At 73.3% G+C, this 22,387-nt stretch carries 16 protein-coding genes and 1 pseudogene; 12 read left to right on the top strand and 5 right to left on the bottom strand.

Features of this window, described 5'->3' with window-relative positions; translation table 11 throughout:
- Positions 1–102 precede the first annotated feature (102 nt).
- The gene (locus AB0O36_RS26890) at positions 103–1,293 is read left to right on the top strand and encodes an alpha/beta hydrolase (protein ID WP_365114775.1); all 1,191 of its coding nucleotides are present in this window, start codon (positions 103–105) and stop codon (positions 1,291–1,293) included.
- A 122-nt stretch (positions 1,294–1,415) separates the two neighbouring features.
- Here AB0O36_RS26890 and AB0O36_RS26885 read toward each other — a convergent pair whose 3' ends face one another.
- Complete coding sequence (locus AB0O36_RS26885; protein WP_365114774.1) at positions 1,416–2,264, bottom strand: SDR family NAD(P)-dependent oxidoreductase; 849 nt, start codon at positions 2,262–2,264, stop codon at positions 1,416–1,418.
- 103 nt (positions 2,265–2,367) lie between these two features.
- Here AB0O36_RS26885 and AB0O36_RS26880 point away from each other — a divergent pair, with 103 nt between their 5' ends.
- A complete protein-coding gene (locus AB0O36_RS26880; RefSeq protein ID WP_365114773.1) occupies positions 2,368–2,979 on the top strand; it encodes a CGNR zinc finger domain-containing protein in 612 nt (203 codons plus the stop codon).
- 112 nt (positions 2,980–3,091) lie between these two features.
- On the opposite strand, the gene AB0O36_RS26875 is transcribed toward AB0O36_RS26880, so the two are convergent.
- Positions 3,092–4,531 carry an MFS transporter gene (locus AB0O36_RS26875; RefSeq protein WP_365114772.1) on the bottom strand — a complete coding sequence of 480 codons (1,440 nt, stop codon included), beginning with the start codon at positions 4,529–4,531 and terminating at the stop codon, positions 3,092–3,094.
- Between the two features lie 112 nt (positions 4,532–4,643).
- On the opposite strand from AB0O36_RS26875, the pseudogene AB0O36_RS26870 reads away from it, so the two are divergent.
- A pseudogene (locus tag AB0O36_RS26870) lies at positions 4,644–4,872 on the top strand (TetR-like C-terminal domain-containing protein); the annotation flags it as partial.
- A gap of 284 nt (positions 4,873–5,156) precedes the next feature.
- Here AB0O36_RS26870 and AB0O36_RS26865 read toward each other — a convergent pair.
- Positions 5,157–5,639, bottom strand: a complete 483-nt coding sequence (locus AB0O36_RS26865; RefSeq protein ID WP_365114771.1) for an Rrf2 family transcriptional regulator — start codon at positions 5,637–5,639, stop codon at positions 5,157–5,159.
- A 101-nt stretch (positions 5,640–5,740) separates the two neighbouring features.
- Between AB0O36_RS26865 and AB0O36_RS26860 the strand changes: the two genes are divergently transcribed.
- The 3 genes from AB0O36_RS26860 (at position 5,741) to AB0O36_RS26850 (ending at position 8,959) form a co-directional block, all read left to right on the top strand.
- Positions 5,741–6,481, top strand: a complete 741-nt coding sequence (locus AB0O36_RS26860; RefSeq protein WP_365114822.1) for an NAD(P)H-binding protein — start codon at positions 5,741–5,743, stop codon at positions 6,479–6,481.
- 107 nt (positions 6,482–6,588) lie between these two features.
- A complete protein-coding gene (locus tag AB0O36_RS26855) occupies positions 6,589–8,046 on the top strand; it encodes an amidase (RefSeq protein ID WP_365114770.1) in 1,458 nt (485 codons plus the stop codon).
- A 103-nt stretch (positions 8,047–8,149) separates the two neighbouring features.
- Positions 8,150–8,959 (top strand): hypothetical protein, encoded by an 810-nt coding sequence (locus AB0O36_RS26850; protein ID WP_365114769.1) that lies wholly within the window; start codon positions 8,150–8,152, stop codon positions 8,957–8,959.
- A gap of 109 nt (positions 8,960–9,068) precedes the next feature.
- Here AB0O36_RS26850 and AB0O36_RS26845 read toward each other — a convergent pair whose 3' ends face one another.
- Positions 9,069–12,077: an FG-GAP-like repeat-containing protein gene (locus AB0O36_RS26845; protein WP_365114768.1), complete on the bottom strand. Its 3,009-nt coding sequence runs from the start codon at positions 12,075–12,077 to the stop codon at positions 9,069–9,071.
- Positions 12,078–12,442: 365 nt separating this feature from the next.
- On the opposite strand from AB0O36_RS26845, the gene AB0O36_RS26840 reads away from it, so the two are divergent.
- The 5 genes from AB0O36_RS26840 to AB0O36_RS26820 all read left to right on the top strand — a co-directional run bounded on the left by AB0O36_RS26840 (position 12,443) and on the right by AB0O36_RS26820 (position 21,190).
- A complete protein-coding gene (locus AB0O36_RS26840; protein WP_365114767.1) occupies positions 12,443–13,855 on the top strand; it encodes a DNRLRE domain-containing protein in 1,413 nt (470 codons plus the stop codon).
- Positions 13,856–14,022: 167 nt separating this feature from the next.
- A complete protein-coding gene (locus AB0O36_RS26835) occupies positions 14,023–15,321 on the top strand; it encodes an MFS transporter (RefSeq protein ID WP_365114766.1) in 1,299 nt (432 codons plus the stop codon).
- Entirely contained in the window at positions 15,318–16,328 is a 1,011-nt protein-coding gene (locus tag AB0O36_RS26830; RefSeq protein WP_365114765.1) for a hypothetical protein, read from the top strand. The genes AB0O36_RS26835 and AB0O36_RS26830 overlap by 4 nt, the downstream gene beginning before the upstream one ends.
- A 127-nt stretch (positions 16,329–16,455) precedes the next feature.
- The gene (locus AB0O36_RS26825; RefSeq protein ID WP_365114764.1) at positions 16,456–20,643 is read left to right on the top strand and encodes a hypothetical protein; all 4,188 of its coding nucleotides are present in this window, start codon (positions 16,456–16,458) and stop codon (positions 20,641–20,643) included.
- A gap of 190 nt (positions 20,644–20,833) precedes the next feature.
- Positions 20,834–21,190: an SH3 domain-containing protein gene (locus tag AB0O36_RS26820; RefSeq protein WP_365114763.1), complete on the top strand. Its 357-nt coding sequence runs from the start codon at positions 20,834–20,836 to the stop codon at positions 21,188–21,190.
- 151 nt (positions 21,191–21,341) lie between these two features.
- Here the strand turns inward: AB0O36_RS26820 and AB0O36_RS26815 are convergent, their stop codons facing one another.
- On the bottom strand, positions 21,342–21,578 hold the full coding sequence (locus AB0O36_RS26815; RefSeq protein WP_365114762.1) for an EF-hand domain-containing protein: 237 nt from the start codon (positions 21,576–21,578) through the stop codon (positions 21,342–21,344).
- A gap of 244 nt (positions 21,579–21,822) precedes the next feature.
- Between AB0O36_RS26815 and AB0O36_RS26810 the strand changes: the two genes are divergently transcribed.
- Positions 21,823–22,386 carry a prealbumin-like fold domain-containing protein gene (locus AB0O36_RS26810; RefSeq protein ID WP_365114761.1) on the top strand — a complete coding sequence of 188 codons (564 nt, stop codon included), beginning with the start codon at positions 21,823–21,825 and terminating at the stop codon, positions 22,384–22,386.
- Position 22,387: the final 1 nt, after the last annotated feature.

Raw genomic sequence — 22,387 nt, 5'->3', positions numbered from 1 at the left:
ACCCGGGGGCCGAATCCGGTCGGCGGGGGTCTGGGCAGCCTGCTTCAAGCCATTTCCGGTTCGGTTAGGTGAGGCTTGCCTTACTTCAAGTAGGGTGCGGGCATGAGAAAGATGATCATGAGGGTGGCTGCCGTGGTGGCGGCGGTGGGCCTCTGCGGCGGACTGGGGCCGGTTGCCGGCGGAGCTTCGGCGGCCGTGGCCGACGGGCCGGGCGGGCCCGCGGCGGACGGCGTACGGCTGGAACTGCCCCGGCCCACCGGAGGCTTCGCGGTGGGCCGGGACACGGTCCATCTGGTCGACCGGGAGCGCAAGGACCCCTGGGTGCCCAGTGCCGACCGCGAGTTGATGGTGTCGCTGCACTATCCCGCCGTTCCCGGAACCGGCCGCCCGGCCGCCTATACGACGGTGGACGAGGCACGGGCGCTGCTCGCCGAGCGCGGCGAACTGGGCCGGTACGTGACGCCCGAGCAGGTCGCCGCGGTACGGACGCACTCCAGGGACGGTGCCGAGCCCCGCCGGGGAGCGGGTCCGTACCCGCTGGTCGTCCTGTCCCCCGGTTTCACCCTGCCCCGCTCGTCGCTGACCGGGCTCGCGGAGGAACTCGCCTCCCGCGGCTACGTGGTGGCTTCGGTGGACCACGCCTACGAGGCGGACGCGGCGGTCTTCCCCGGCGGCCGGGTCCTCCCCTGCACCGCATGCGGGCAGGTCTTCCCCGACCGCTCGCTGGGACGGGTCTCCGAGGGGCGGGCGAAGGACGTGGCGTTCCTGCTGGACCGGCTCACCGGGCCGCGGCCCGCCTGGCGCCACGCCCGGCTGATCGACGGCCGGCGCGTGGGCATGGCCGGACACTCCATCGGCGGGGCTTCCGCCGCCGCGGCCATGGCCGCCGACCCGCGGGTGGACGCCGGGGTGAACATGGACGGGACCTTCTTCACCCCGCTGCCGGAATCGGGCCTGGGCGGGCGCCCCTTCCTGCTGATGGGCGGTGACCCGGCCCTGCTGCCGCCGGACTTCGAGGACACCAGCTGGGAGGACGCCTGGCCGCGCCTGGAGGGCTGGAGGCGGTGGGTGACCGTCACGGGGATGGGGCACCCGGGCTTCACCGACTGGCCGGTCCTCGGCGACCAGGCCGGCTACGCGCACCCCGAAACCCCCCTGTCCGGCACGCGTTCCCAGCAGATCACCCGCGCGTACGTGCTCGACTTCTTCGACCGGCACCTGAAGGACCGGCCGGCTCCCCGGCTGGACGGCCCGACGGCTGCCGATCCCGAAGTGGTCTTCGTACGGCGCTGAGAGGGGTCCGGGTCGAAGCCATCTGCCGTGGCTTCGACCCGGACGCCCTGGTCATGGCCGGGCGGTGAGGAGGGACGGGACTCCTCCGCCCCGACCGTGTTCCCGGCGGGGTTCGGCGCTTGCTAGCTGTCGACGGCGTCGGTCACGTGCTGCCAGCCGTCCAGGTCTGCGATCCGCGCCTCCAGGGCGGGGCGCATGCCGGCCGCGCTGGAGACGCCGAGGGCCAGGCGCAGCGGAGGGTTGGGGCTGTCGACCGCGGTCCGGATGCCGGCGGCGATCCGCGCCGCGGCGGAGAAGGCGGACTCCGGCATCTCTCCGATGCCCTTCCGGACCTCGCGGACGGTCTGGTCGTAGTCGTCCAGGCCGGCTGCGACGTCGAGGTTGGCGAGGAAGGGGGTCGCGGTCATCCCGGGCTGGATGATCGTGACCTTGATGCCGAGCGGTGCGACCTCGGCGGCGAGCGCGTCCGAGAGTCCCTCGACCGCGTACTTGGTGGCGGCCAGCAGACCCACGCCGGCATGGGCGGACTGCCCGTAGACCGACGAGCCCTGGAGGACGTGACCGGACCGCTGGGCGCGGAGCACCGGGAGCGTTGCGCGGAGCACGTTGAGCACTCCGAACACATTGGTGTCGAACACGGCGCGGACCTGCGTGTCGGATGCCTCCTCGACGGCTCCGAACAGTCCGTATCCCGCGTTGTTGGACACGACGTCGATACGGCCGAACCGGGCGAGCGTGCCGTCGACCGCGTCCTGGACGGCTCTCTCGTCACGTACGTCGGCCCGGATGAGGAGCAGGCGGTCGCCGTGCGCTTGCGCCAGTTCGTCCAGGGGGGAGGTGTCGCGGGCGAGGGCCGCGACGGTGTCGCCGTTCTCCAGTGCCTGGAGCGTCAGTTCGCGGCCGATGCCGGACGTCGCGCCGGTGATCAGCCATGTGCGGAGGGGGGCCTGGTGGTTGATTGTTCCGTTCATGTTGCGACCGTAAGGCGTTAGCTCGCAACAGGTCAAGGCGGATTGGCCGGTGGGTTGCCTACTAGATGGGTTAGCTCGTCTCGCGCTGAGGTAATGTGGACGGATGATCGCTGCAGCAGCCGGATCCCCCGAACCCAGCCCGCGCACCGTCACGCCGACGGTGGAGACCGTCCTCGCGTTCGTGAACACGCGCGCGGACGGCTCGGGTCGCCGAGAGATGTTCGGTGACGGGGACTCGTTCGCGGCGTGGCTGGCCGAGCGCGACGAGTTCGGCGGCGAAACCGTGGCGACCGACGCCGACGCCGCGGTCGCGCGCGAGCTGCGTGATGCCCTGGTGACACTGCTGCTCGCGCATTCGGGCGACGAGGAGAGTCTGGGCGAGCCGCTGCAGCGCGCCGAACGGCACCTGCGACGTGTGGGTTCGCATTACCCGCTGGCGACGGTGGTCACGGCCGGCGGCGTGGAGCTGGCCTCACCGCAGGCTGGGGTGCCGCGCGTGTTCGGAACCGTACTCGCTGCGGTGACGACGTTTGCGCAGAGCAGCGACTGGGGGCGCATCAAGGCGTGCCGGAACCCCCCGTGCCATTTCGGCTTCTTCGACCGCACCCGCAATGGGGGAGGGCTGTACTGCAGTACCGGCTGCGGCTCTCAGGTGTCCATGCGCAAACACCGCCGACGGCAGCGCCAGGCCAGTGCTGCGCCGTCCGAGGCGTGAGACCGCCGGCTCTCCCCTTTCCGGCCGGCGGCCCTCGCCGGGGCCGGTAGCGACATGAGGAAGGGCCGCCGGACATGTGTCCGGCGGCCCTTCCTCATATGCGGGGGGGGGGTCAGGCGTTGACGCGTTCGCTGTCGGCGGCGGGCTCCCGGGCTGCGGCCGGGGAGTGGCCGTTCTTCATCAGGAGGGCGGTGGCCAGGGCCCCGACTGCGGCGATGGCTGCGGCGCCGAGGAAGGCGCTGCCGAATCCGTCGGTCAGGGCGGGCAGGTCGCCGAGACGGTCCGCGCCCCGGGAGGCGGCGAGCGCGGTCAGGGCGGCCAGGCCCAGGGCGGAGCCGACCTGGTAGGTGGTGTTGACGATGCCGGAGGCCAGGCCCGCCTGCTCGGCGGGGGCGCCGGCCATCGCCGACATCAGGGCGGGGATGTAGGCCAGGGACATGCCGGTCGCGGCGACCAGCGAGGCGGGCAGGACGTCCACCAGGAAGGTGCCGGTCGGTTCCACCGCCGACAGCCACAGCAGGCCCGCGGCCAGGACCAGCAGACCGGACGCGATCAGGGGCTTGGCTCCGAAGCGGCCGAGCAGGCGCCCGGTGAGCGTGGTCATGAACAGCATCAGCAGGGCGGTCATCGGCAGCAGGGCCGCGCCGCTGGCGAAGGCGCCGTAGCCGAGGACCTGCTGGAGGTAGAGGTTGAGGAAGTACCACATCGGGATCCATGCGGCCCCCAGCAGGGCCATCGCCAGGTTGGAGATGCCCAGGCCCGGGGTGCGCCAGATGCTCAGCGGCATCAGCGGCGCCTTCGACGCCTTCTGGATGGCCAGGAAGACGGCCAGCAGGACGGCGGCGCCGGTCAGCTGCACCAGGGTCGGCGCGCTGCCCCAGCCGGTCTCGGGGGCCCGGACGACGGCGAAGACCGCGAGGGCCAGGCCGGCGGTGACGGCGGCTGCGCCCAGGAGGTCGATTCCGCCCCGGCGGCGGCCCACGGCCGGCAGGAGGCCGGTGGCGGCGAGGGTGGCGATGCCGATGGGGATGTAGATGATGAAGATCCACGGCCAGGACGCCCACTGGGTGAACACCCCGCCGAGGAACACGCCCGCCGTGCCGCCGGCGGGCGCGGCGGCCCCGTAGAGGGCGAGGGCCTTGCCCAGCTCCTTGGGGTCGTGGCCGAAGAGCATCATCAGCAGCGTCATGGACGCCGGGGCGATGAGGGCTCCGCCGGCTCCCTGTACGGCCCGGCCCAGGATCTCCGCCCCGGGGCTTCCGGCGGCTGCCGCGACGACGGATCCGGCGGTCAGGACCACCCAGCCGGCGGCGAAGACGCGGCGGGCGCCGAGGAGGTCCGAGAGGCGGCCGCCGAGCAGGAGGAGTCCGCCGAAGGCGATGACGTAGGCATTGAAGACCCAGCTCAGGTCGCCCTGGGTGAAGCCGAGGTCCCGCTGCATCTGCGGAAGTGCCACGCCGATGATCGACGTGTCCATGATCACCATGAACTGTGCTGTCGCCAGCACGCCCAGCGCCCACCAGCGCCGGGGATTGACCGTTGACGTTGACACCGACACCGCTCTGCCCCCCACCGAGATCATTTTCTGATACCCCTTGGGGGTATCCGGTTTCGCCGAGTCGGAACGTTATACCCCCCAGGGGTATTTCGGAAGGGGGCATCAACGCGGCTACGACCTGGCCGAGCCGGACCAGACGCACGCGGTCCGCATGCTGGGCATGCGTCTTCCACGGCTACGCCTACCTGGAGGCGGCCGGCGCCTTCGACCACACGGACGTCGGCGCGCAGCAGTCCTGGGCCTGGACCCTGGACTGCCTCGACACCGCATTGCGGAGCCGATCCGCGCCTACCGACCCCACACCCGACCCGGGAACCGAAGGCTCGAGGCGATGAGCGCCCACCCTGCCCACCAAGCGCGTCCATTGAGGCTTCCCGCCGCCACCGGACGGCGTCTACGACCTCCTGGTCGACGGCCTCCTGGTCGACGGCCTCCTCACCGCCCGGGGCCACCGTGGACGGCGGGAACCTGCACACCGTCACCGACATGCGCCGGGCGGCCGGATCGGCGAGAACTTCGCCAGGCTCGTCTTCGCGAACGACGGGCCCTTCGCCCTCACCACCGGCTGACCCGGAAACGCGGCCCAGGGCCTCTCCGACCCTGATCCGCCGGACAGGCCCTAACCGCGGGCCGGGGTGAGCCAGGTGCCGATGGCCGGGAGCACCTCGGGGCCGCTGTCGCGGTCCACGGAGCCGACCAGGTCGGCGATGGTGACGCCCTGCAGGGACGCGCGCCATGCGGTTTCGGCGTCCGCCATCACCCGCGCGATCCCGCACGGCTTCGTGCACTTCTCGGGTGGGGCCCCCAGCGGGCCCCGCCGGCGGATCTCGGTGCACACGAAGGCCGGGTCCGCCCCGTCGACCGCCAGTACGACGTCCAGGACAGTGATCTCGGAGGCCGGCCGGGTCAGTGCGTAGCCACCGGTCTTGCCCTGTAGGGAGGTGACCAGGCCCGCGCGGGAAAGGGCCTGCATCTGCTTGGCCAGGTAGCTGGCGGAGACGTCGTGCAGCAGTGCCAGCCGGGCGGCCGGGACCGGCTCGGAGGCCGCGGTCAGCACCACACAGCAGTGCAGTGCCCACTCCACTCCGCCGGACAGTTTCATGCGCCCTCCCGTTGACTCGGACACATTCTATCCGCGTATGATCTCGGACAAGACTTATCCGAGTTTCCGAGTCAACGATTCCCTTGATGGAGGTCACGGCCATGAAGATCACGGTCATCGGCGGTACCGGACTGATCGGCTCCAGGCTCGTCACCGCGCTCCGCGGGGCCGGGCACGAAGTCGTCGCCGCATCCCTGTCGGGCGGCGTGGACCTGACCACCGGCGCAGGGCTGGACGCGGCGCTCGCCGGCGCGCACACGGTCGTCGACGTGACGAACTCGCCCACCTTCGACTCCGCGTCGGGTGACTTCTTCCGCACCACCACGGGGAACCTGCTGGCGGCAGGGGAGCGGGCCGGGGTCCGCCACCAGGTCGCCCTGTCGATCGTCGGCGTCGACCGGGTGCCGCAGCTCGACTACTACCGGGCCAAGACGCTCCAGGAGGACCTGCTCAAGCAGGGGCCGATCCCGTACTCGATCGTCCGCGCCACCCAGTTCTTCGAGTTCGTCGACGCCGTCCTCTCCTGGACCGCCGACGACACCACCGTCCGGCTGCCCTCCACGCCGCTGCGGCCGATCGCGGCGGCCGAGGTGGTCGAGGCCCTGGCCGAGGTCGCCACCGGACGCCCGCTGGACGGGACCCTCGACATCGCCGGACCCGACGTGCTGCCCCTGGACGAGCTCGGCCGGCTCACCCTGACGGCCCGTCGGGACCTCCGTGCCGTCGTCACCGACGAGGGGGCGGGCCCGTTCGCGCTCGTCGAGGGGGACGCGCTGACCGGCGGGCCCGCCGTACGGACCGCCCGCACCCGCTACGGGGCCTGGCTCGGCGCCCGCTCCTGACGTCCTCCGGGTCGACGAGGTCACGGTCGGCGACAAGTCGATGCGGCCGTGCCGTTGTGCGGATCGGCATTTTATGGCCTCTCCCGGAGGTCAATACGGTCGGATTCATGGATTCGAAGCGGACCTTTCAGAGCGCAGAAGACCTCGTGGCCGCCATGCGTGCCGGTGACGTGACGTCGGTGGAGCTGACCGAGGAGGCGATCGCCCGTATCGAGCGGGACGACAAGGTGATCAACGCGATCTGCGTACGGGACTTCGAGCGTGCGCGGGCGGCCGCGCGCGGTGCCGACCGGGCGCGTGCCCGGGGCGAGGACCGGCCGCTGCTCGGTGTTCCGGTGACGGTCAAGGAGTCCTACAACGTCGCCGGACTGCCCACGACCTGGGGCGTGCCGGTGCACCGGGACTTCGTGCCGGCCGAGGACGCGGTACAGGTGTCGCGGCTCCGGGCCGCCGGCGCGGTGGTGCTCGGCAAGACCAATGTGCCGCTGGGGCTGCAGGACCTGCAGAGCTTCAACGAGATCTACGGCACCACCAACAACCCGTGGGACCGTGCCCGCACGGCGGGCGGATCCTCCGGTGGATCGGCGGCGGCCCTGGCCGCCGGCTTCGGCGCGCTGTCCATCGGCTCCGACATCGGCGGATCGCTGCGCACCCCCGCGCACTTCTGCGGAATCTACGCGCACAAGCCGACGCTCGGGCTGGTGGCGAACCGCGGTATGGTCCAGCCGGCCACGCCGGCCCTCCCGGTCGACCTCGACCTCGCCGTCGTCGGCCCGATGGCGCGCACCGCCCGCGACCTCGCGCTCCTGCTCGACGTGATGGCCGGGCCGGACCCGCTGACGCGCGGCGTGGCGCACGACCTGGCGCTGCCGCCCGCACGCCACGAGCGGCTGGGGGACTTCCGGGTCCTGGTCCTCGACGAGCACCCGTTCCTTCCGACCGGGTCCGCGGTGCGGGCCGGCGTGAACCGGGTGGCCGACGCACTCGTCGCCGGCGGAGCCCGCGTCGAACGGCACACTCCGCTGCTGCCCGACCTGGGCGAAGCCGCGACGCTCTACATGCAGTTGCTGTTCTCGGGCAGCGGTGCGCGTCTTCCCGCCGAAGCGTACGAGCAGCTGCGGAGCCGCGCCGCCGGACCGGGGGCGGACGACCGGAGTCTCGCCGCGGCGCGGCTGCACGGGCTGGTGTTCAGTCATCGCGACTGGATCGAGGCGAACGAACGTCGTGAGCTCCATCGTCACGGCTGGCGGCTGCTCTTCGCCGAGTTCGACGCCGTGGTGTGTCCGGTCACGCCGACTCCCGCGTTCCCTCACGACCACGGTCCCGATCTGCTGGAACGCCGGATCGACATCGACGGCGTCGCGTACCCGTACCTCGACCAGCTCGTGTGGGCCGGTCTGGCCACCATGCCCGGCCTGCCCGCCACCGCGATACCGGCGGGCCTGTCCTCCGACGGCCTGCCGGTGGGGGTGCAACTCATCGGTCCGATGTTCGAGGACCGCACTCCGCTGCGGCTGGCCGAACTGCTCGAGCAGCGGATCGGCGGATTCCGGGCACCGGAGTAGGCGTACCCGGGCCGCGGGCCTCGGACATGGAGACCACGGCGCTTAGCCGGCCCGGTGTCGACCCGGCGAGTGCGGTGTGACCTCCCGCTCTACGATCTTTCCCATGCTGATCACACCTTCTTCCATACCTGTCCTGCAAGGGCGCGGCGCCGCTGTTCTGAGCTGGAAGGAGGACGAGCTGGTGCTGGAGCGGCGCGGCGAGACGTTGGCGATTCCCGTCGGGGCGGTCGCGCACCTCCGTGCCGAGGCGCGGTGCGTGACAGTGGAGTTGAGGGCCCTTGCGGGCACAACGCCGTCCGTCCAGCGGATCGAGGACGTGAGCGAGGCGGCGGCCGTCGTCTTCGTGGAGGCCGTGAACGCGTTGCTGCCCGATCCGGTCGGGGAGGTCGACGGCGGGGCCCTGGTCGTCGTGCGGTCCTTCGCCAGAACCAGACTGCAGAAGTTCCGGCGCAGACTCCTGGGGTGCGTGCTCGGGGCCTTGGGTTCGGTGATCGGCCTGTTCGTGGCCCTCACCGCCACGGCCGAGGGTTCCGACGCGAAGGGCAGCGCCTTCGTCGGCGGGATCACCGGCGGCCTCACGGTCCTGCTCGTCGGGCTCTGCGTGCTGTTCTGGGGGGCGTCGTTCCACGAGCGTCGGCTGCGCCGGCACGGCCTGTCCGTCGTCGCGGTGCGGACCGACAGGCCGAGGGTGTACCGGTTCACCGACAGCGGCGGCTCGACCCGTTACTTCTCCCACCTGAGCGCCGCTCCGTCCGAACAGGTCGGTTACGACCCGCGGGACACGTCGGACGTGCTCGTGTTCCGGGCTCCCTTCGCACGGATCCTGGACACCTCGGTGGCCTGGCTCTCCCTGCTGGCCGTGTTCTGCACCGCCCCGCTGACGATCTGGCTGGTCGTCGAGGCGCTCGGCTGACCGGTCCCGGGAGGCACGGCCGGTCCCCGGAGGCATCTCGCCCCGGATCCGGCCGGGTGCGCCGCCGGCAGGGCCCCGGAGGGGTTCCGGGGCCCTGCCGGCGGTGGTGTCAGAGGATGGCCTTGAAGCCGGCGTAGCCGGTGGCGAAGCGGGTGCCGGGGGTGAGGAGGGCGGTGCCGGTCACGGCCGGGCTGAACAGGAGGTCGCCCGCGGCGTTGCGGGTGACGATGCCGGCCGGCTTGCCCCCGGCGCCGTCGATGTCCATCACGGTGAACGCCGTACGGCCCTTCGCCCAGCCGTCGGCCGAGGCGCGGACACGGGGCTTGACCGTCCCGGTCTTCACCCCGTCGTAGCGGAAGACGGTGCCGTTGCCGTCCACGGCCATGATCTCGCCGATGCCGTCGCCGTTGAGGTCGCCCGCCCCGACGATCGCCTTGTACGTCTTCCAGTTGAGCTGGATCCGTACGCGCGGCTTGAAGGCGCCCTTGCCGTCCTGCGCGTAGAGGTAGATGTCACCGGAGGTGGTCTGCCGGGCGATCAGGTCGGCGCGGCCGTCGCCGGTGAGGTCACCGGGCGAGGTCAGGACGTCGTACTGGCCCCAGCCGGGGCCGACCGTCCTGGAACGCGCTGCGACCACCTTGCCCGGCTGGGCGAACTGCGCCTGGAGGACACCGTTTCGGTCCCGGACGAGCCGGTCGTTGATCCCGTCGTCGTCCAGGTCGCCGAACGGCACGAAGGTCGCCTTGGGGTCCCAGCCGGTGAGCCCGTACGAGGTGGACGCCGAGTAGGCGTCCTTGCCGGCCCCCGTGATCATGCGGGCCTTGAGGTCCTTGTCGAGGACGACGAGGTCCGCCTGGCCGTTGGTGCCGGCGAAGTCGCGCCAGACCGGACGGCCGGTGACGGCGAGGTTTCCCGTGCGGGTCAGCGGACTGCCCAGGCCGTCGGCGGGCTTCGCCGTCAGGCTCCAGGTGTAGTCCCCCCGTGGCACGTTCCAGCCGGCACTGTCCGTGCCGTCCCAGCCCGCGAGGATCCTTCCGTCCCAGACGTTTCCGGTGAGCGTGCGGACCACCGTGCCGGTGGCCTTCCGCTTGAGTTCCAGGGACCAGGAGGCCACCGGCTTCGACAGCCGGAACACAGGATTCCACCCCTTGCCCGCGGTGAGTTCCGCGCCGGCCGGAACCTCTGATTCCAGTAGGAAGACCTCGGTGGGGGCCACCGGCAGCGGGACGATGTGGACGGCTCCCGCGCCGTCGGCGTACGCGACCCGGCCCGCTTCGCGGTCCAGGGTCCAGCCCTGCTCGGGGACCGGACTGCCCGGACGGCCGAGGTCCACGGTGGCGGCGGCCCCTCGCAGGGCCACGGACTTCAGAACTCCGCCGGCCTCCAGGACGACCGCGCCGTTGCCGAGGCGGGCCCGGTTGTGTGCGGGAAGCCTGACGGTCGTCTTCGTCCCGGTGTCGTAGACCCCGGACTCCGTGTCGCACTTCCAGTACAGCGAACTGCCGTACGCGTCCATCTCCCGGATGTCGCAGCCGGCCACCTTGACCGTCTGGAGCGGGGCGCCGGTACGGGCGTTCACCGCCTCGACCGTGCCCGCGGTCTTCGTCTCCCGCCAGAGCGCCGTACCGAACAGGGCGAACGCGCCGTCCGGCACCGCGTGTGTGCGGATCTCCTTCCGCTGTTCCAGGTCCACCACGGCCACCTGGGGCTGCTGCGAGGACCGTACGTAGGCCATGTGGCGGCCGGATGCCCGGAGGGAGCCCTTCACATAGCCGGGGACGGAGACGTTGTCCCATCGGAAGTACGTACTGGCCTTCTCACCGGAGACGTGCACGAACTTCCCGGTCCCCGTCGGCCACACATCGGCGCACGCCTGCGGGGTGCAGGTGCCGTAGAAGGGCTCGGGCTCCTCGTCCGGATTCCCGGACGAGACCGGCGGGTCCGCGTACACGGTCTTCCACGTTCCCGGCGTCGGCGCACCGTGGGGCGAGGTGGTGTACTCGCTGACCTCCGCGGTCTGTCGCGGCGCCGTGTCGAGGGTCTGCAGCGTGCCTCCCTGCATGGCCATCCGGACCGTGGTCTGCGGGAACTGCTGGGTGGGGTACGAGGCGAGCTCGCTCACCGCGGCCTTGCCGGCCGTGTCCGCCGCGACGACGTGGAGGGTGGTCCGGCCCGATTGCTCGGTCATGACGATGACCCGGCCGTCCCGGACGAAGCCGACGCCCCTGACCCCGGACATGAGCCGGCGGTGGCCGGTGTCCTCCGGGGAGATCACGTACAGCACGTCGTCGTCCCAGCCGACGAGGTCCCTGCCGACGATGCCCGCCCCGGACCGCTCCGGGTGGATGCCGGCCGGGTCCTCGTACGGGACGTAGGTGTGGGTGGGGCCGGTGAGCGGACCGCGGGTGTCCCAGGCCTCGGTCCGACGGGTGTCCGCGTTCCATCGGATCAGCCAGTCGCTGCCCTTCTGGACGCCGTCGTAGGTGTACCTGTCGGACAGGCCGGGGACGAGCCGGGCGGTCGCCGTCGCCGCGTCCACCCAGTAGTGGGTGTCCTTCCACTGCGCGTCCCGCTGGGTGACGAGCATGCCCGTGTTGAACGACCGGATGCCGACGACGGACTCCGCGGCCAGGCCGGTGACTTCGCGCCGGCGCTGGCCGCTGCCCTCGGGAGCCACCAGGACCACCTTCTGCGTGCCGTTCTTGAAGACGACCGAGTCGCCCAGCACGCCGAGGTAGTAGTCGTCGGCGGAGGCGGTGACGGTCTTGCGCGAGCCGTCGACGACGGACACGAACGTGAACGTGGAGGACGACCTGTACACGAGGCTGTCATCGACCAGGCCGTGCAGGTCGCCGAGTTCGTCGCCGGGCACCGGCGTCCCCTGGAGCCCGCCGTACGTGAACCAGGCGTGCCCGCCCCGGACCTCGCGGAGGTACCCGGTGGGGCCGGCGGCCACGATCGCGTGGGCCAGTGGATCGGCGACCTGCCGGACCGGGACCACCAGCTCGCCCGGCATCCCGGCGGCCGCCGCACCGGTGGCGGTGGCGACGGTCCATGGCAGTGCGGTGGCCGCGACCGCCAGCACGGCAGTGGCAACTGTGGATCTGCGCAGCAACATTTCCCCCTGATGTGTCCGACCGCTCTTCCGCGGGCGACGCCCGGGAGGCGGTCGGCCCCGCGGTGTTCCGTGCGGGGCCCTGTCAGGGGTTCGACCGGCGAAGCGGGGGAAGGGTTGTACTGCCGCGTGGATCTTGTGATCGGCCGGCCCCGGCCCGGAGCGTCGGCGGGGACCGGCAGTTGACGTCCGCTCCGGCCCCGCGCACGTGTGTCAAGGGGCCGGTCGCACCATGGCCGACACCGGCCGGGGCGGCGAAGTCCGCGATTCACTCAAGGGACACCTGAGCAACCTCAAGGCATCACCGGGGCGCATCGTGGCGCCCTTACGTTCCGTGACGCCCTCGTCCCGCGAGCGAAAGGTTTCGCATGCCCAGTCGGAAGAGCACCACGGTGGCTCTCGTCGGCGCAGTCACCTCGGCCGCCCTGGCAGCCGCCGCCCTCACCGTCCTCGCCCCCGCCGCCTCGGCGGCGGGCACCACGTTCACCGCGACCGCCGACACCTACGTCGACGCCCAGAACGCGTCCACGAACTTCGGCGCTTCGCAGCAGCTCGGCGTGGACAACAGCCCGGTCAAGCAGGCGCTGCTGAAGTTCGCCGTATCCGGCCTCACCCAGCCGGTGACCAAGGCCACGCTCCGCGTCCACGTCGACGACGTGTCGGGGGCGGAGAGCAGCAGCGGCGGCACGTTCCGCGCGATGTCGAACACCTCGTGGTCCGAGACGTCGGTGACGTACAACAACCGGCCCTCGATCGACGGTGCCACGCTGGGCACCCTCGGCGCGGTCGCCCGCAACACCTGGTACGAGGTGGACGTGACCCCGTACGTCACGGGCAACGGCACGTTCGGCATCGGGGTCACCTCGTCGAGCAGCAACGGCGCCGACTACGACTCCCGGGAGAGCGGCACCACCGCACCGCAGCTGGTGATCGAGACCGGCGGCGGCCCGACGCCCACCCCGACCCCGACGCCGACCGGCACCACTCCGCCGTCCGGCGACCCGGTGCTCGTGGGCGCGGGCGACATCGCCACCTCGGGCTCCGGCGACACCGCGACGGCGAAGCTGCTCGACGGCATCCCGGGCACGGTCTTCACCACCGGCGACAACGCCTATCCGGACGGGACCGCCTCGGACTTCACCACGTACTACGAGCCGACGTGGGGCCGCCACAAGGCCCGTACGAAGCCGGCGCCGGGCAACCACGACTACCACACCTCCGGTGCCACGGGCTACTACACCTACTTCGGGTCCAACGCGGGTCCGTCGGGGCGCGGCTACTACTCGTACGACCTCGGCAACTGGCACGTGGTGGCGCTCAACTCCGAGACGGGCATGGCCGTGGGTTCCGCCCAGGAGCAGTGGCTGCGCGCCGACCTGGCCGCGAGCACCAAGCCGTGCACGGTGGCCTACTGGCACAAGCCGCGCTGGACGTCGAGCTCCAGCCACGCCGGTGACCCCTCGACGGGCCCGCTCGTCCAGGCGCTGTACGACTACAACGCCGAGGTCATCCTGACCGGCCACAACCACCAGTACGAGCGGTTCGCCCCGCAGAACCCGAGCGGTCAGCTGGACACCTCGCGCGGCCTGCGGCAGTTCGTGGCCGGCATGGGCGGCGCGGACCTGTACGGCTTCGGCACGATCCAGCCGAACAGCGAGGCCCGCAACAACAACACCTTCGGCCTGCTCAAGCTGACGCTCCACGACAACGGCTACGACTGGGCGTTCGTCCCGGAGGCGGGCAAGACGTACAACGACAGCGGCACCGGCACCTGCCACTGATCCTCTCGCCCGGACCGCGTGCCGCCCGACCGCTGCCTGCGGCGGCGGGCGGCGCGCGGCCGCACCTCCTCCGCCTCCCGGCTCCCGGCTCCGCCGGCTGACTCCCCCCATCCCCCACCCGATCCTCCCTCTCCCCCACCCCCATCCCATCCGGAGGTCACCGCACCGTGTATCTCTCCACCATCGGCAGGACGGAGCTGCCGGCCGATGCCCCGGGTCCGGGCCGCCGCGGCCGGTGGACCCTGGTCGGGGGCAATGTCCTCGCGCTCGGCACCGTCAGCCTGATCACCGACATCTCCGCGGAGATGGTCACCGCGGTGCTGCCCCTGTACCTCGTCCTCGGTCTCCAGCTGAGCCCGGCCGCGTACGGAGTCCTCGACGGGCTCAACACCGGGGCCACGGCCCTGCTCCGCCTCGTCGGCGGCTACGTGGCCGACCGGGTCAGCCGGCGCAAGGCGGTCGCCGGAGCGGGCTACGGCCTGTCGGCGCTGGCCAAGCTCGGCCTGGTGGCGGTGGGCGGTTCGGCTTCGTCCATCGGCCTGGTACTGGCCGCCGACCGGGCGGGCAAGGGACTGCGTACGGCGCCGCGCGACGCGCTCATCACGCTGTCCACGCCCGAGCACGCCCTCGGCCGGGCCTTCGGGGTGCACCGGACCATGGACAGCATCGGCGCCTTCGCCGGTCCGCTCGTGGCGCTGGGGGTCCTGACGGCCGCCGCCCAGTCGTTCGACGCCGTCTTCGTCACCAGCTTCTGCATCGCGGCCCTGGGCGTGCTGGTGCTCGTCCTCTTCGTACGGGACCACCGCGAGGCCCGGCCGCCGGCGGGCACCGTCTCGCCGCGCGCGGTCGGCGGACTGCTGAAGGCCCGGCCGGTCCGCCGGCTGGTGGCGGCCGCCTGTCTGCTGGGTCTGGCCACCATCGGCGACGGCTTCGTGTACCTGCTGCTGCAGCGGCGCGAGTCGCTGTCCATCGGCTGGTTCCCGCTGCTCGCGGTCGGCACGAGCCTGTCCTACCTCCTCCTCGCGGCCCCGCTGGGCGCGCTCGCCGACCGGGTCGGGCGGCTGCCGGTGATGCTGGGCGGCTACGGCGTGCTGGCGCTGGTCTACCTGCTGCTGCACGGCCCGCTGGACGGCCCGCTGCTCCTCGTCCTGGCCGTCGGCCTGAACGGCGTGTTCTACGCGGCCACGGAGGGCGTGCTGATGGCGCTGGCGGGACCGGTCCTGCCGGAGCGGCTGCGGACGACCGGCATCGCGCTGGTCCAGAGCGGCCAGGCCCTGGCCTACCTCGGCTCGTCGGTGCTCTTCGGGCTGGCGTGGCAGGCCTGGGGGGCTGCCACGGCCGCCCGGGGAGCGGCGGTGGCCGTGCTCGTCGCCGGCGTGGCCACGGCGTTCCTGCTCATGCCCCGGTCCGGCGACGGTCCCACTGCCCCGCCGAACCCGGACGAAAGGACTCGTACCAGCTCATGAACGGCCCCAGTCGGCGTGCCCGGATACTCGTCACGGTGATCGCCTCCGTCCTGCTCGCGGCCCTGGCGACCGCCACCGTCCTCATCGCCCGCCGGAACGCGGAGCCCGCCCCCGGCGGGGGCGCCGATCCGGTGGCCGCGGCCTCGCCGGGTGCCGGCCGGCCGGGCGGTCCCGGGCTCCGGGTGCTGAGCAACGGCCTGTTGTCCACGGTGTCCCTGGCCGACCCCGCCGGCCCGCGTACGGTCACCGACCAGCGCTGCGACCGCGCGTACACCGCGGGCGGCACCACGGCGTGCCTCACCCCGGCCGGAGCGCTGAGCGCTCCCCGGCTGCTGGTCCTGGACGAGGGTCTCCAGGTGAAGCGCAGCGTGTCCCTGGCCGGGCTCCCCAACCGGACCCGGGTCTCCGCGGACGGCCGGATGGTCGCCTGGACGCTGTTCGTGGGAGGGGACTCGTACGCCGGCGGGGGCTTCTCGACCCGCACGGGCATCCTCGACACGCGCACCGGGGAGGTCATCGACTCCCTGGAGGAGTTCGCGGTCTTCCGCGACGGGAAGCGGTACCGTGCCGCGGACGTCAACGTCTGGGGCGTCACGTTCGCCGCCGACTCTCACCGCTTCTACGCGACGGTGTCCAGCGGAGGCGTCCGCTCCCTGGCGGAGGGGGACGTGGCGGCCAGGACGCTGCGCACCCTGGCGGACAACGTGGAGTGCCCGTCGCTGTCCCCCGACGGCACCCGTGTCGCCTTCAAGCAGGCCGTGGGCGCGGACCCCGGCAAGGGCTGGCGCCTGACGGTCCTCGACCTCGCGACGGGGCGCCGTACGGAGTCGGCCGAGACCCGCTCGGTGGACGACCAGGCGGCCTGGCTGGACGACCGCGCCCTGGCGTACGGCCTCCAGCGCGACGACGGCACCAACGACGTGTGGACGGTCCCGGCCGACGGCGGTGGCGAGCCGCGCGTGCTCGTGCAGGGCGCGAACTCGCCGGCGGTGCTTCCGGCGGCGTAGTCATGCGGTTCTAGGGCGGCGTACGGAAAAGAGACCGGTTCGCTGCGTACGCGGCCCGGGGGGCCTTCGGCGTGGGCAGGATGCTGCCCGCATCGCAGTCCCACCGACACCGTTGCGCGGAGGTTCGATGGACCGTTCCGACCCTTCCCCCTCCCCCTCCTCCCCCTCCTCCCCCTCCTCCCCCTTGTCCGGACCGGAGCCCGGTGCCGGGCCGGGCTCGCCGGGTGGTCCGGCGCCCCGGGAGGAGTTCGCCGCCGAACTGACCCGGCTCCGCGAGAAGGCCGGGCTGACCGTGCGGATGCTCGCCGCACGGGTGGAGTCCCCGGGCGCGCACACCACCATCGGCGGGTGGTTCGCCGGGCAGAGCCTGCCGTCGATCGGCTCGTTGCCGCTGTTCCGCCGGGTCCTGGACGAACTGGGCGTGTCCGGGGCCGCCGAGACGGGGCGCTGGCTGGAGCGGCTGGCCGATCTCCGGCGGGCCCGTATCCCGCGCGTGGCCCGGGGGACGGTGCCGTACCGGGGTCTCGCCGGGTTCGAGGAGCACCACGCCGACTGGTTCTTCGGCCGGACCCGCCTGCGGGACGCGGTCGTCGCGCAGGTCCTGGCCGACGGGCCCGGGTTCCCGCACCTGCTGGTGGGGGCGTCCGGGTCGGGCAAGTCCTCCCTGCTGCGGGCCGGGGTGCTTCCCGTGCTGCGCGGGGACCACGGTTTCACCCCCTGCCTGCTGACGCCGGGCAAGGCGCCTGCGACGGCGCTCCTGCACGCCTTGGCCGCCCTGACGGCCGGACCGGAGGGCGGTGGAGCCGGTGGCGGTGGAGCCGGTGGCGGGTCGGGCACCGGCACCGGCACCGACGCGGGCCCTGACACCGACACCGCCGCGGGCACCGGATCCGTGTCCGGCCCGGGTCGGGACGCCGGGCGGGCCGCCGCCGATCTGGGCAGGTGGGCCGAACGCCGGGGGGTCCGCGTCCTGGTGGCCGTCGACCAGTTCGAGGAGGTGTTCACCGTCTGCGACGAGCCCGCCGAACGGGACCGGTTCCTGGCCTGCCTGGCCGCACTCCCCTCGGCGCGCGTGCACGTGATCGGTGCCCTGCGCGCCGATTTCTACGCCCAGGCCCTCCAGGAACCCGCCCTCGGCACGGCCCTGCAACGCGGCCAGATCGTCGTCGGAGCGCTCACCGCCGAGGAGATCCACAGCGTGGTGCACGGCCCGGCCGCCAAGGCCGGGCTCACCGTGGACGAAGGGTTCGCCGACCTGCTGGCCGCGGACCTGCGGGACTCCGGCGCGGGCGGACTGCCGCTGCTCTCGCACTCCCTGCTGTCGACCTGGGAGCGGGGCCGGGGAGCGGTCCTCACCATCGCCGACTACCGGGCGGGCGGGGGCATGTCCGCGGCCGTCTCCGCCAGCGCGGAGGACGCGTACGCGGAACTGGCCGAGGGGCGGCGCGGGCTGGCGCGGACCCTGTTCCTGCGCATGGTCGCGGTCGGGGACGGCGTACCGGACACGCGCCGGGTGCTGCCCCTGCCCGGCACGCCGTGGGCCGCGGACGAGTCTGCGGACGGACGGGCCGGACGCGTGTACGAGGTGCTGGAGCAGTTCGTGGACCGGCGCCTGGTCACGCTGGACGGGTACGGCGCGCGGATCACCCACGAGGCGCTCCTCTCCGCCTGGCCGCGCCTCCGCGGCTGGATCGAGGCCGACCGCGCCGGCCATCTGGTGTGGCAGGACCTGACGCGCGACGCGGAACGCTGGCGCGCGGCGGACGGGGAACGCTCGCTGCTCTACCGGGGCACCCGGCTGGCCCTGGCCACGCGCTGGGCCGAAGCCGACGGCCGTGCGCACGAGCTGACGGAGCGGGAGACGGCGTTCCTCGCGGCGAGCCGGACCGCGGAGGAGCAGCGTGGCCGCCGGGACCGGCGGCGCGTCCGGCGGCTGCGGCAGCTGTTGGCCCTGTTGACCGTCCTGGCCACGGTCGTGGGGGCGCTGGCGGCGGTGGCGCTGGTGCAGCGGCGGGACGCCGTGGAGCAGCGGAAGGTGGCGCTGTCGCGGCTGGTCGCGGCCCGGTCGGAGCGGCTGCGCGGCAGCGACCTGGCGCTGGCCGCCCAGCTGAGCCTCGTGGCGTACCGGACGGCGCCGACCGCCGAGGCCCGGGCTGCGCTGACGGACGTCTCGGCGCTGCCCGCGGTCACCCGGCTGACGGCCTTCCGCGGGGTGGTGCAGTCGGTCGCGCTCAGTCCGGACGGGCACACCCTGGCCGCGGCCGGCATGGACCGGACGATCGCCCTGTGGGACCTGCGGGGCACCGCCCGGCCGCAGCGGCTGGACGTTCCGTCGCCGGCCTTCCCGGACACGGTGTACGCCCTCGCGTTCAGCCCGGACGGCCGGCGGCTGGCGGCCGGCGCGGGTGACGGGACCGTACGGGTGTGGGAGCCGGCCGGCCCGCCGGAGGGGCGTCGGGGCGGGATCGTCCTGTCCGGGCCGTCGTCCGCGGTGTACGGGCTGGCGTTCGCCCCGGACGGGAGTGCGATCGCGGCCGGGTCCGCCGATGGCGGGGTGTACCTCTGGCGCGGCGGCGCGGCGGCCGGCGGGGCCGGGGCGGACGGCGACGGGAGCAGCGGGAGCGACGGGAGCAGCGGCGGCAGCGGTGGCGCCCGGCGGCTGGGAGGGTTCGAGGGGGCCGTCCACTCGGTCGCGTTCGGGCCCTCCGGCGGTACCCTCGCGGCGGGCGGGGCCGACGGGGCCGTCCGGCTGTGGGACACCTCCGGAGCGGGGGAACCGGTCCCCTACGCGGGGCCGTTGACCGGAGCCGCGGGGCCGGTGTTCGGGCTGGCCTTCACCCCGGACGGCAGCCGCATCACGGCCGGCAGCCAGGACCGGACCACCCGGACGTGGGCGGTGCCCGGGCCCCGGGACCGGGCGCGGCCGGCCCTGCACGTCCTCGGTGGTGCGCCGGCGGCCGCGGACGGGCCGGCCAGCTACGTGAACACGGTCGCGCACAGTGCCGACGGGCGGTGGACGGCCACCGGGAGCGCCGACAACCAGGTGCGCCTGTACGACGCGGCGACGCTCGCCCCGGCCGGCGTGTTCCCGCACCCGGGCCCGGTCACCTCGCTCGTGTTCCTGCCGGACGGGCAGGGCCTGGTCACCGGCGACGCCGACGGCACCGTACGGATCTGGCAGTTGCCCGGCCGCCCGCTGCGCGGCATGCAGGGGACCGTGAACGCGGTGGCGTACGCGCCGGACGGCAACCTGCTCGCCGTCGCCGCGAAGGAGGTGCACCTGTGGGACGTGCGGGATCCGTGGCGGCCGCGGCCGGTGGGCCGGCCACTGGCCAACCCCACGGGCTATTCGGGCACGCTGTCCTTCTCCCCCGACGGCCGCACCCTCGCGGTCGGCGGTCGGGAGGGCAAGGTGTGGCTGTGGGACACCAGCCGGCCCGAACGGGCCGCACCGCGCGGTGAACCCGTCCCCGGCGGCACCGGAACCGTGCAGTCCGCCGTGTTCTCGCCGGACGGGCGGACCCTGGCGGTCGGCAGCGAAGGCCGTACCGTGCGGCTGTGGGACACCGGTGACCCGGACCGGCCCCGGCCGGCGGGCGAACTGACGGAACCGACCAACTTCGTGTACTCGGTGGCGTTCAGCCCGGACGGGCGGCGGCTGGCGGCGGGCACCGTGGACAAGCAGGTGCTGGTGTGGCGGGTGCCCGCGGACGGCGGTGTGCCGCGGGCCGAGGCCACCCTGAACGGGCCGGGCGGATACGTGATGTCGGTGGCCTTCAGCCCGGACGGCCGGACCCTCGCCGCCGGCACCGGCGACCGGGACGTGTGGCTGTGGCGGTTCGACGGTCCGGGTGACGGAGGCGGGGACGGGAGCGGGGACGGGAGCGGGGACGGGGACGGAGGGCGGGCGGGCCCGGCGGCCGCCGGGCCGCCGGTCGGCTTCGGGCCCCCGCTGACCGGGCCCAGCAGCTACGTGTACGCCCTCGGGTTCGCGCCCGACGGCCGGACCCTGGCCGCCGCGAGCACCGACGGCACGGTCTGGCTGTGGGACACCGGCGGCCTCGGCCGTTCCGGGGCGGGCCGGCCCGGTGCGCGGGCCGTGCTGAACGGTCTCGGCGGCAAGGGGTACGCCCTCGCCTACAGCCCGGACGGGCGTTCGCTGGCGGCCGGCGGGTCGGCGGCGGCCGCCCTGGTGTGGAGCACCGATGCGGAGGACGCCGCCCGGCACGTGTGCGAACGCGCGGGGTCGCCGATCACCCGGGCCGAGTGGACGTCCCTGCTGCCGGGGCTGCCGTACGCGCCTCCGTGTCCGTGACCCGCGGCCGGTCCGGGGAACGGACCGCTCGGCTGTACGGAGTTGTACGGAGCCGCGTCCGGACCGGTCCGGCCTGCGGTTCCGCCCTTCCGCCGGCCCGGTCCGGCGGGGCTTGCTGGTGGGGCGCCGCCGGGCAGCGTAGGCAGGGCCCGGTCGGCGGACCCGCGACACCGAGCGAAGGAGACAGACCATGCGACGCTTCACCAGCGCCCTGCGGAGCCGGACCGGACTGGCTGCCGCCGCGGCGGGCCTTGCCGTGACCGCCGCGCTCGCCGGCGCCGTCACGGCCGAGGCCGCCGGCAGCTACATCTCGTCCAACAGCGGCGGGGCGAACGTCCGGAGCTGCGCCAGCACCAGCTGCGGCTCGTACGGCTACCTGACCAACGGGACCGGGGTGAGCATGCAGTGCTGGCTGGACAGCCAGTGGGTGTATCCCCCGAGCTCGAACTACGCGTCCAACCGCTGGTTCCGGGTCTCCAGCCCGGTCGGCACCGGATACGTGCACTCGTCCCTGGTCGGCGCCCAGACGTCCGTGCCGCACTGCTGAGCGCCCGCACTGCCGACATGCCGCGCTGCTGAGCAGCCGCACTGCCGAGGCGCCCGTCCCCACCCACCCGGCCCGCTGTGGCCGGCTCCCGCAGGAGCCGGCCACAGCGGGCCTCGCGTTCGACGTGCACGGCCCTTCGGCCCGCCCGCCGTCACAAGTGCTGCAAGCCGGCCACGCACTCCTCGAACTCGGGGAGGGTCAGCAGGCCGTCACCGTCCACGTCCGCCCGGAGGAACAGCCGTTCCACCTCCTCTGGGCTCCTGCCGTGCCACGTCAGCCGCGCGAGTGCCCGGCCGAATTCGCGGACGTCCAGCATCCAGTCGTGATCGGTGTCGAACGTCCCGAACACGGTCCGCACGTCCGCCTGTTCGTTCGCCCCGGCCTCCATGTCAGGGCCTCCTTCCTCCGCACTTCTGCCGCGGATGCCCCGTTTCCGGCCGGCGAAACAGCGGGCGAAACAGCCGGTGAAACAGCGGGTGAATCAGCCGGCGAGAGCCGGGAGGGGTGCGTGGACGCGTCCTTCCGTACGACGTACGCCGCCGGAAGCCGTCCGAGTGGTCGGACGGCCGGAACGCCGCGGTGCGGGAGTGTCGTCGTCCCCGCGCGCCGACCCGGCTCGATCATGTGGTGCCATGGCACCTCGTGGACTCCGCCGGACCTGGGCCTCCTGGCGCCCCCGGCTCTTCGGGCTGGCGACGGCGGCGCTGCTGGCCGCGACCCCGTCGTACGCCGCGGCGGCAGAGCCGTTCCCGGTCAGGGCCCCGTTCGGCGACGACGGCGGGGGCGGGGATGCCGTGTGCCCGCCGCGCCACTGTCCCGATGGCCCGCCCCACTGTGACGGACCCGGCCTGCCCGACACCGGTGCGGTCACGGTGGTCAAGGAGGACCTGAACACCGGCAACCCCCTGGCCGGAGCCGTCTTCCAGCTGTGGGAGGAGACCAACGGCATCCCGGGTCTCCAGACCACCGGCGCCGACCCGGACGAAGAGATCAACGGCCCCTGCACCACGGGGGCCGACGGCGTGTGCTCCCGTACGCTGCCGCTCGGCGTCTACTACTGGCTGGAGACACAGGCCCCGCCCGGGTACGACCTTCCGGTGGACCCGGCGTTCGGCCCGCTGGTGCTGTCGGACGAGAACGTCGACACCGGCGTCACGATCATCGCCGACAACGTGCCGGTGTCCAACGGCGCATGAA

Source organism: Streptomyces sp. NPDC089799, from assembly GCF_040684755.1.
Classification (GTDB): Bacteria; Actinomycetota; Actinomycetes; order Streptomycetales; family Streptomycetaceae; genus Streptomyces.
The sequence above is the reverse complement of the archived record's forward strand: the minus strand, read 5'-3'. Positions and strand labels throughout refer to the sequence as shown.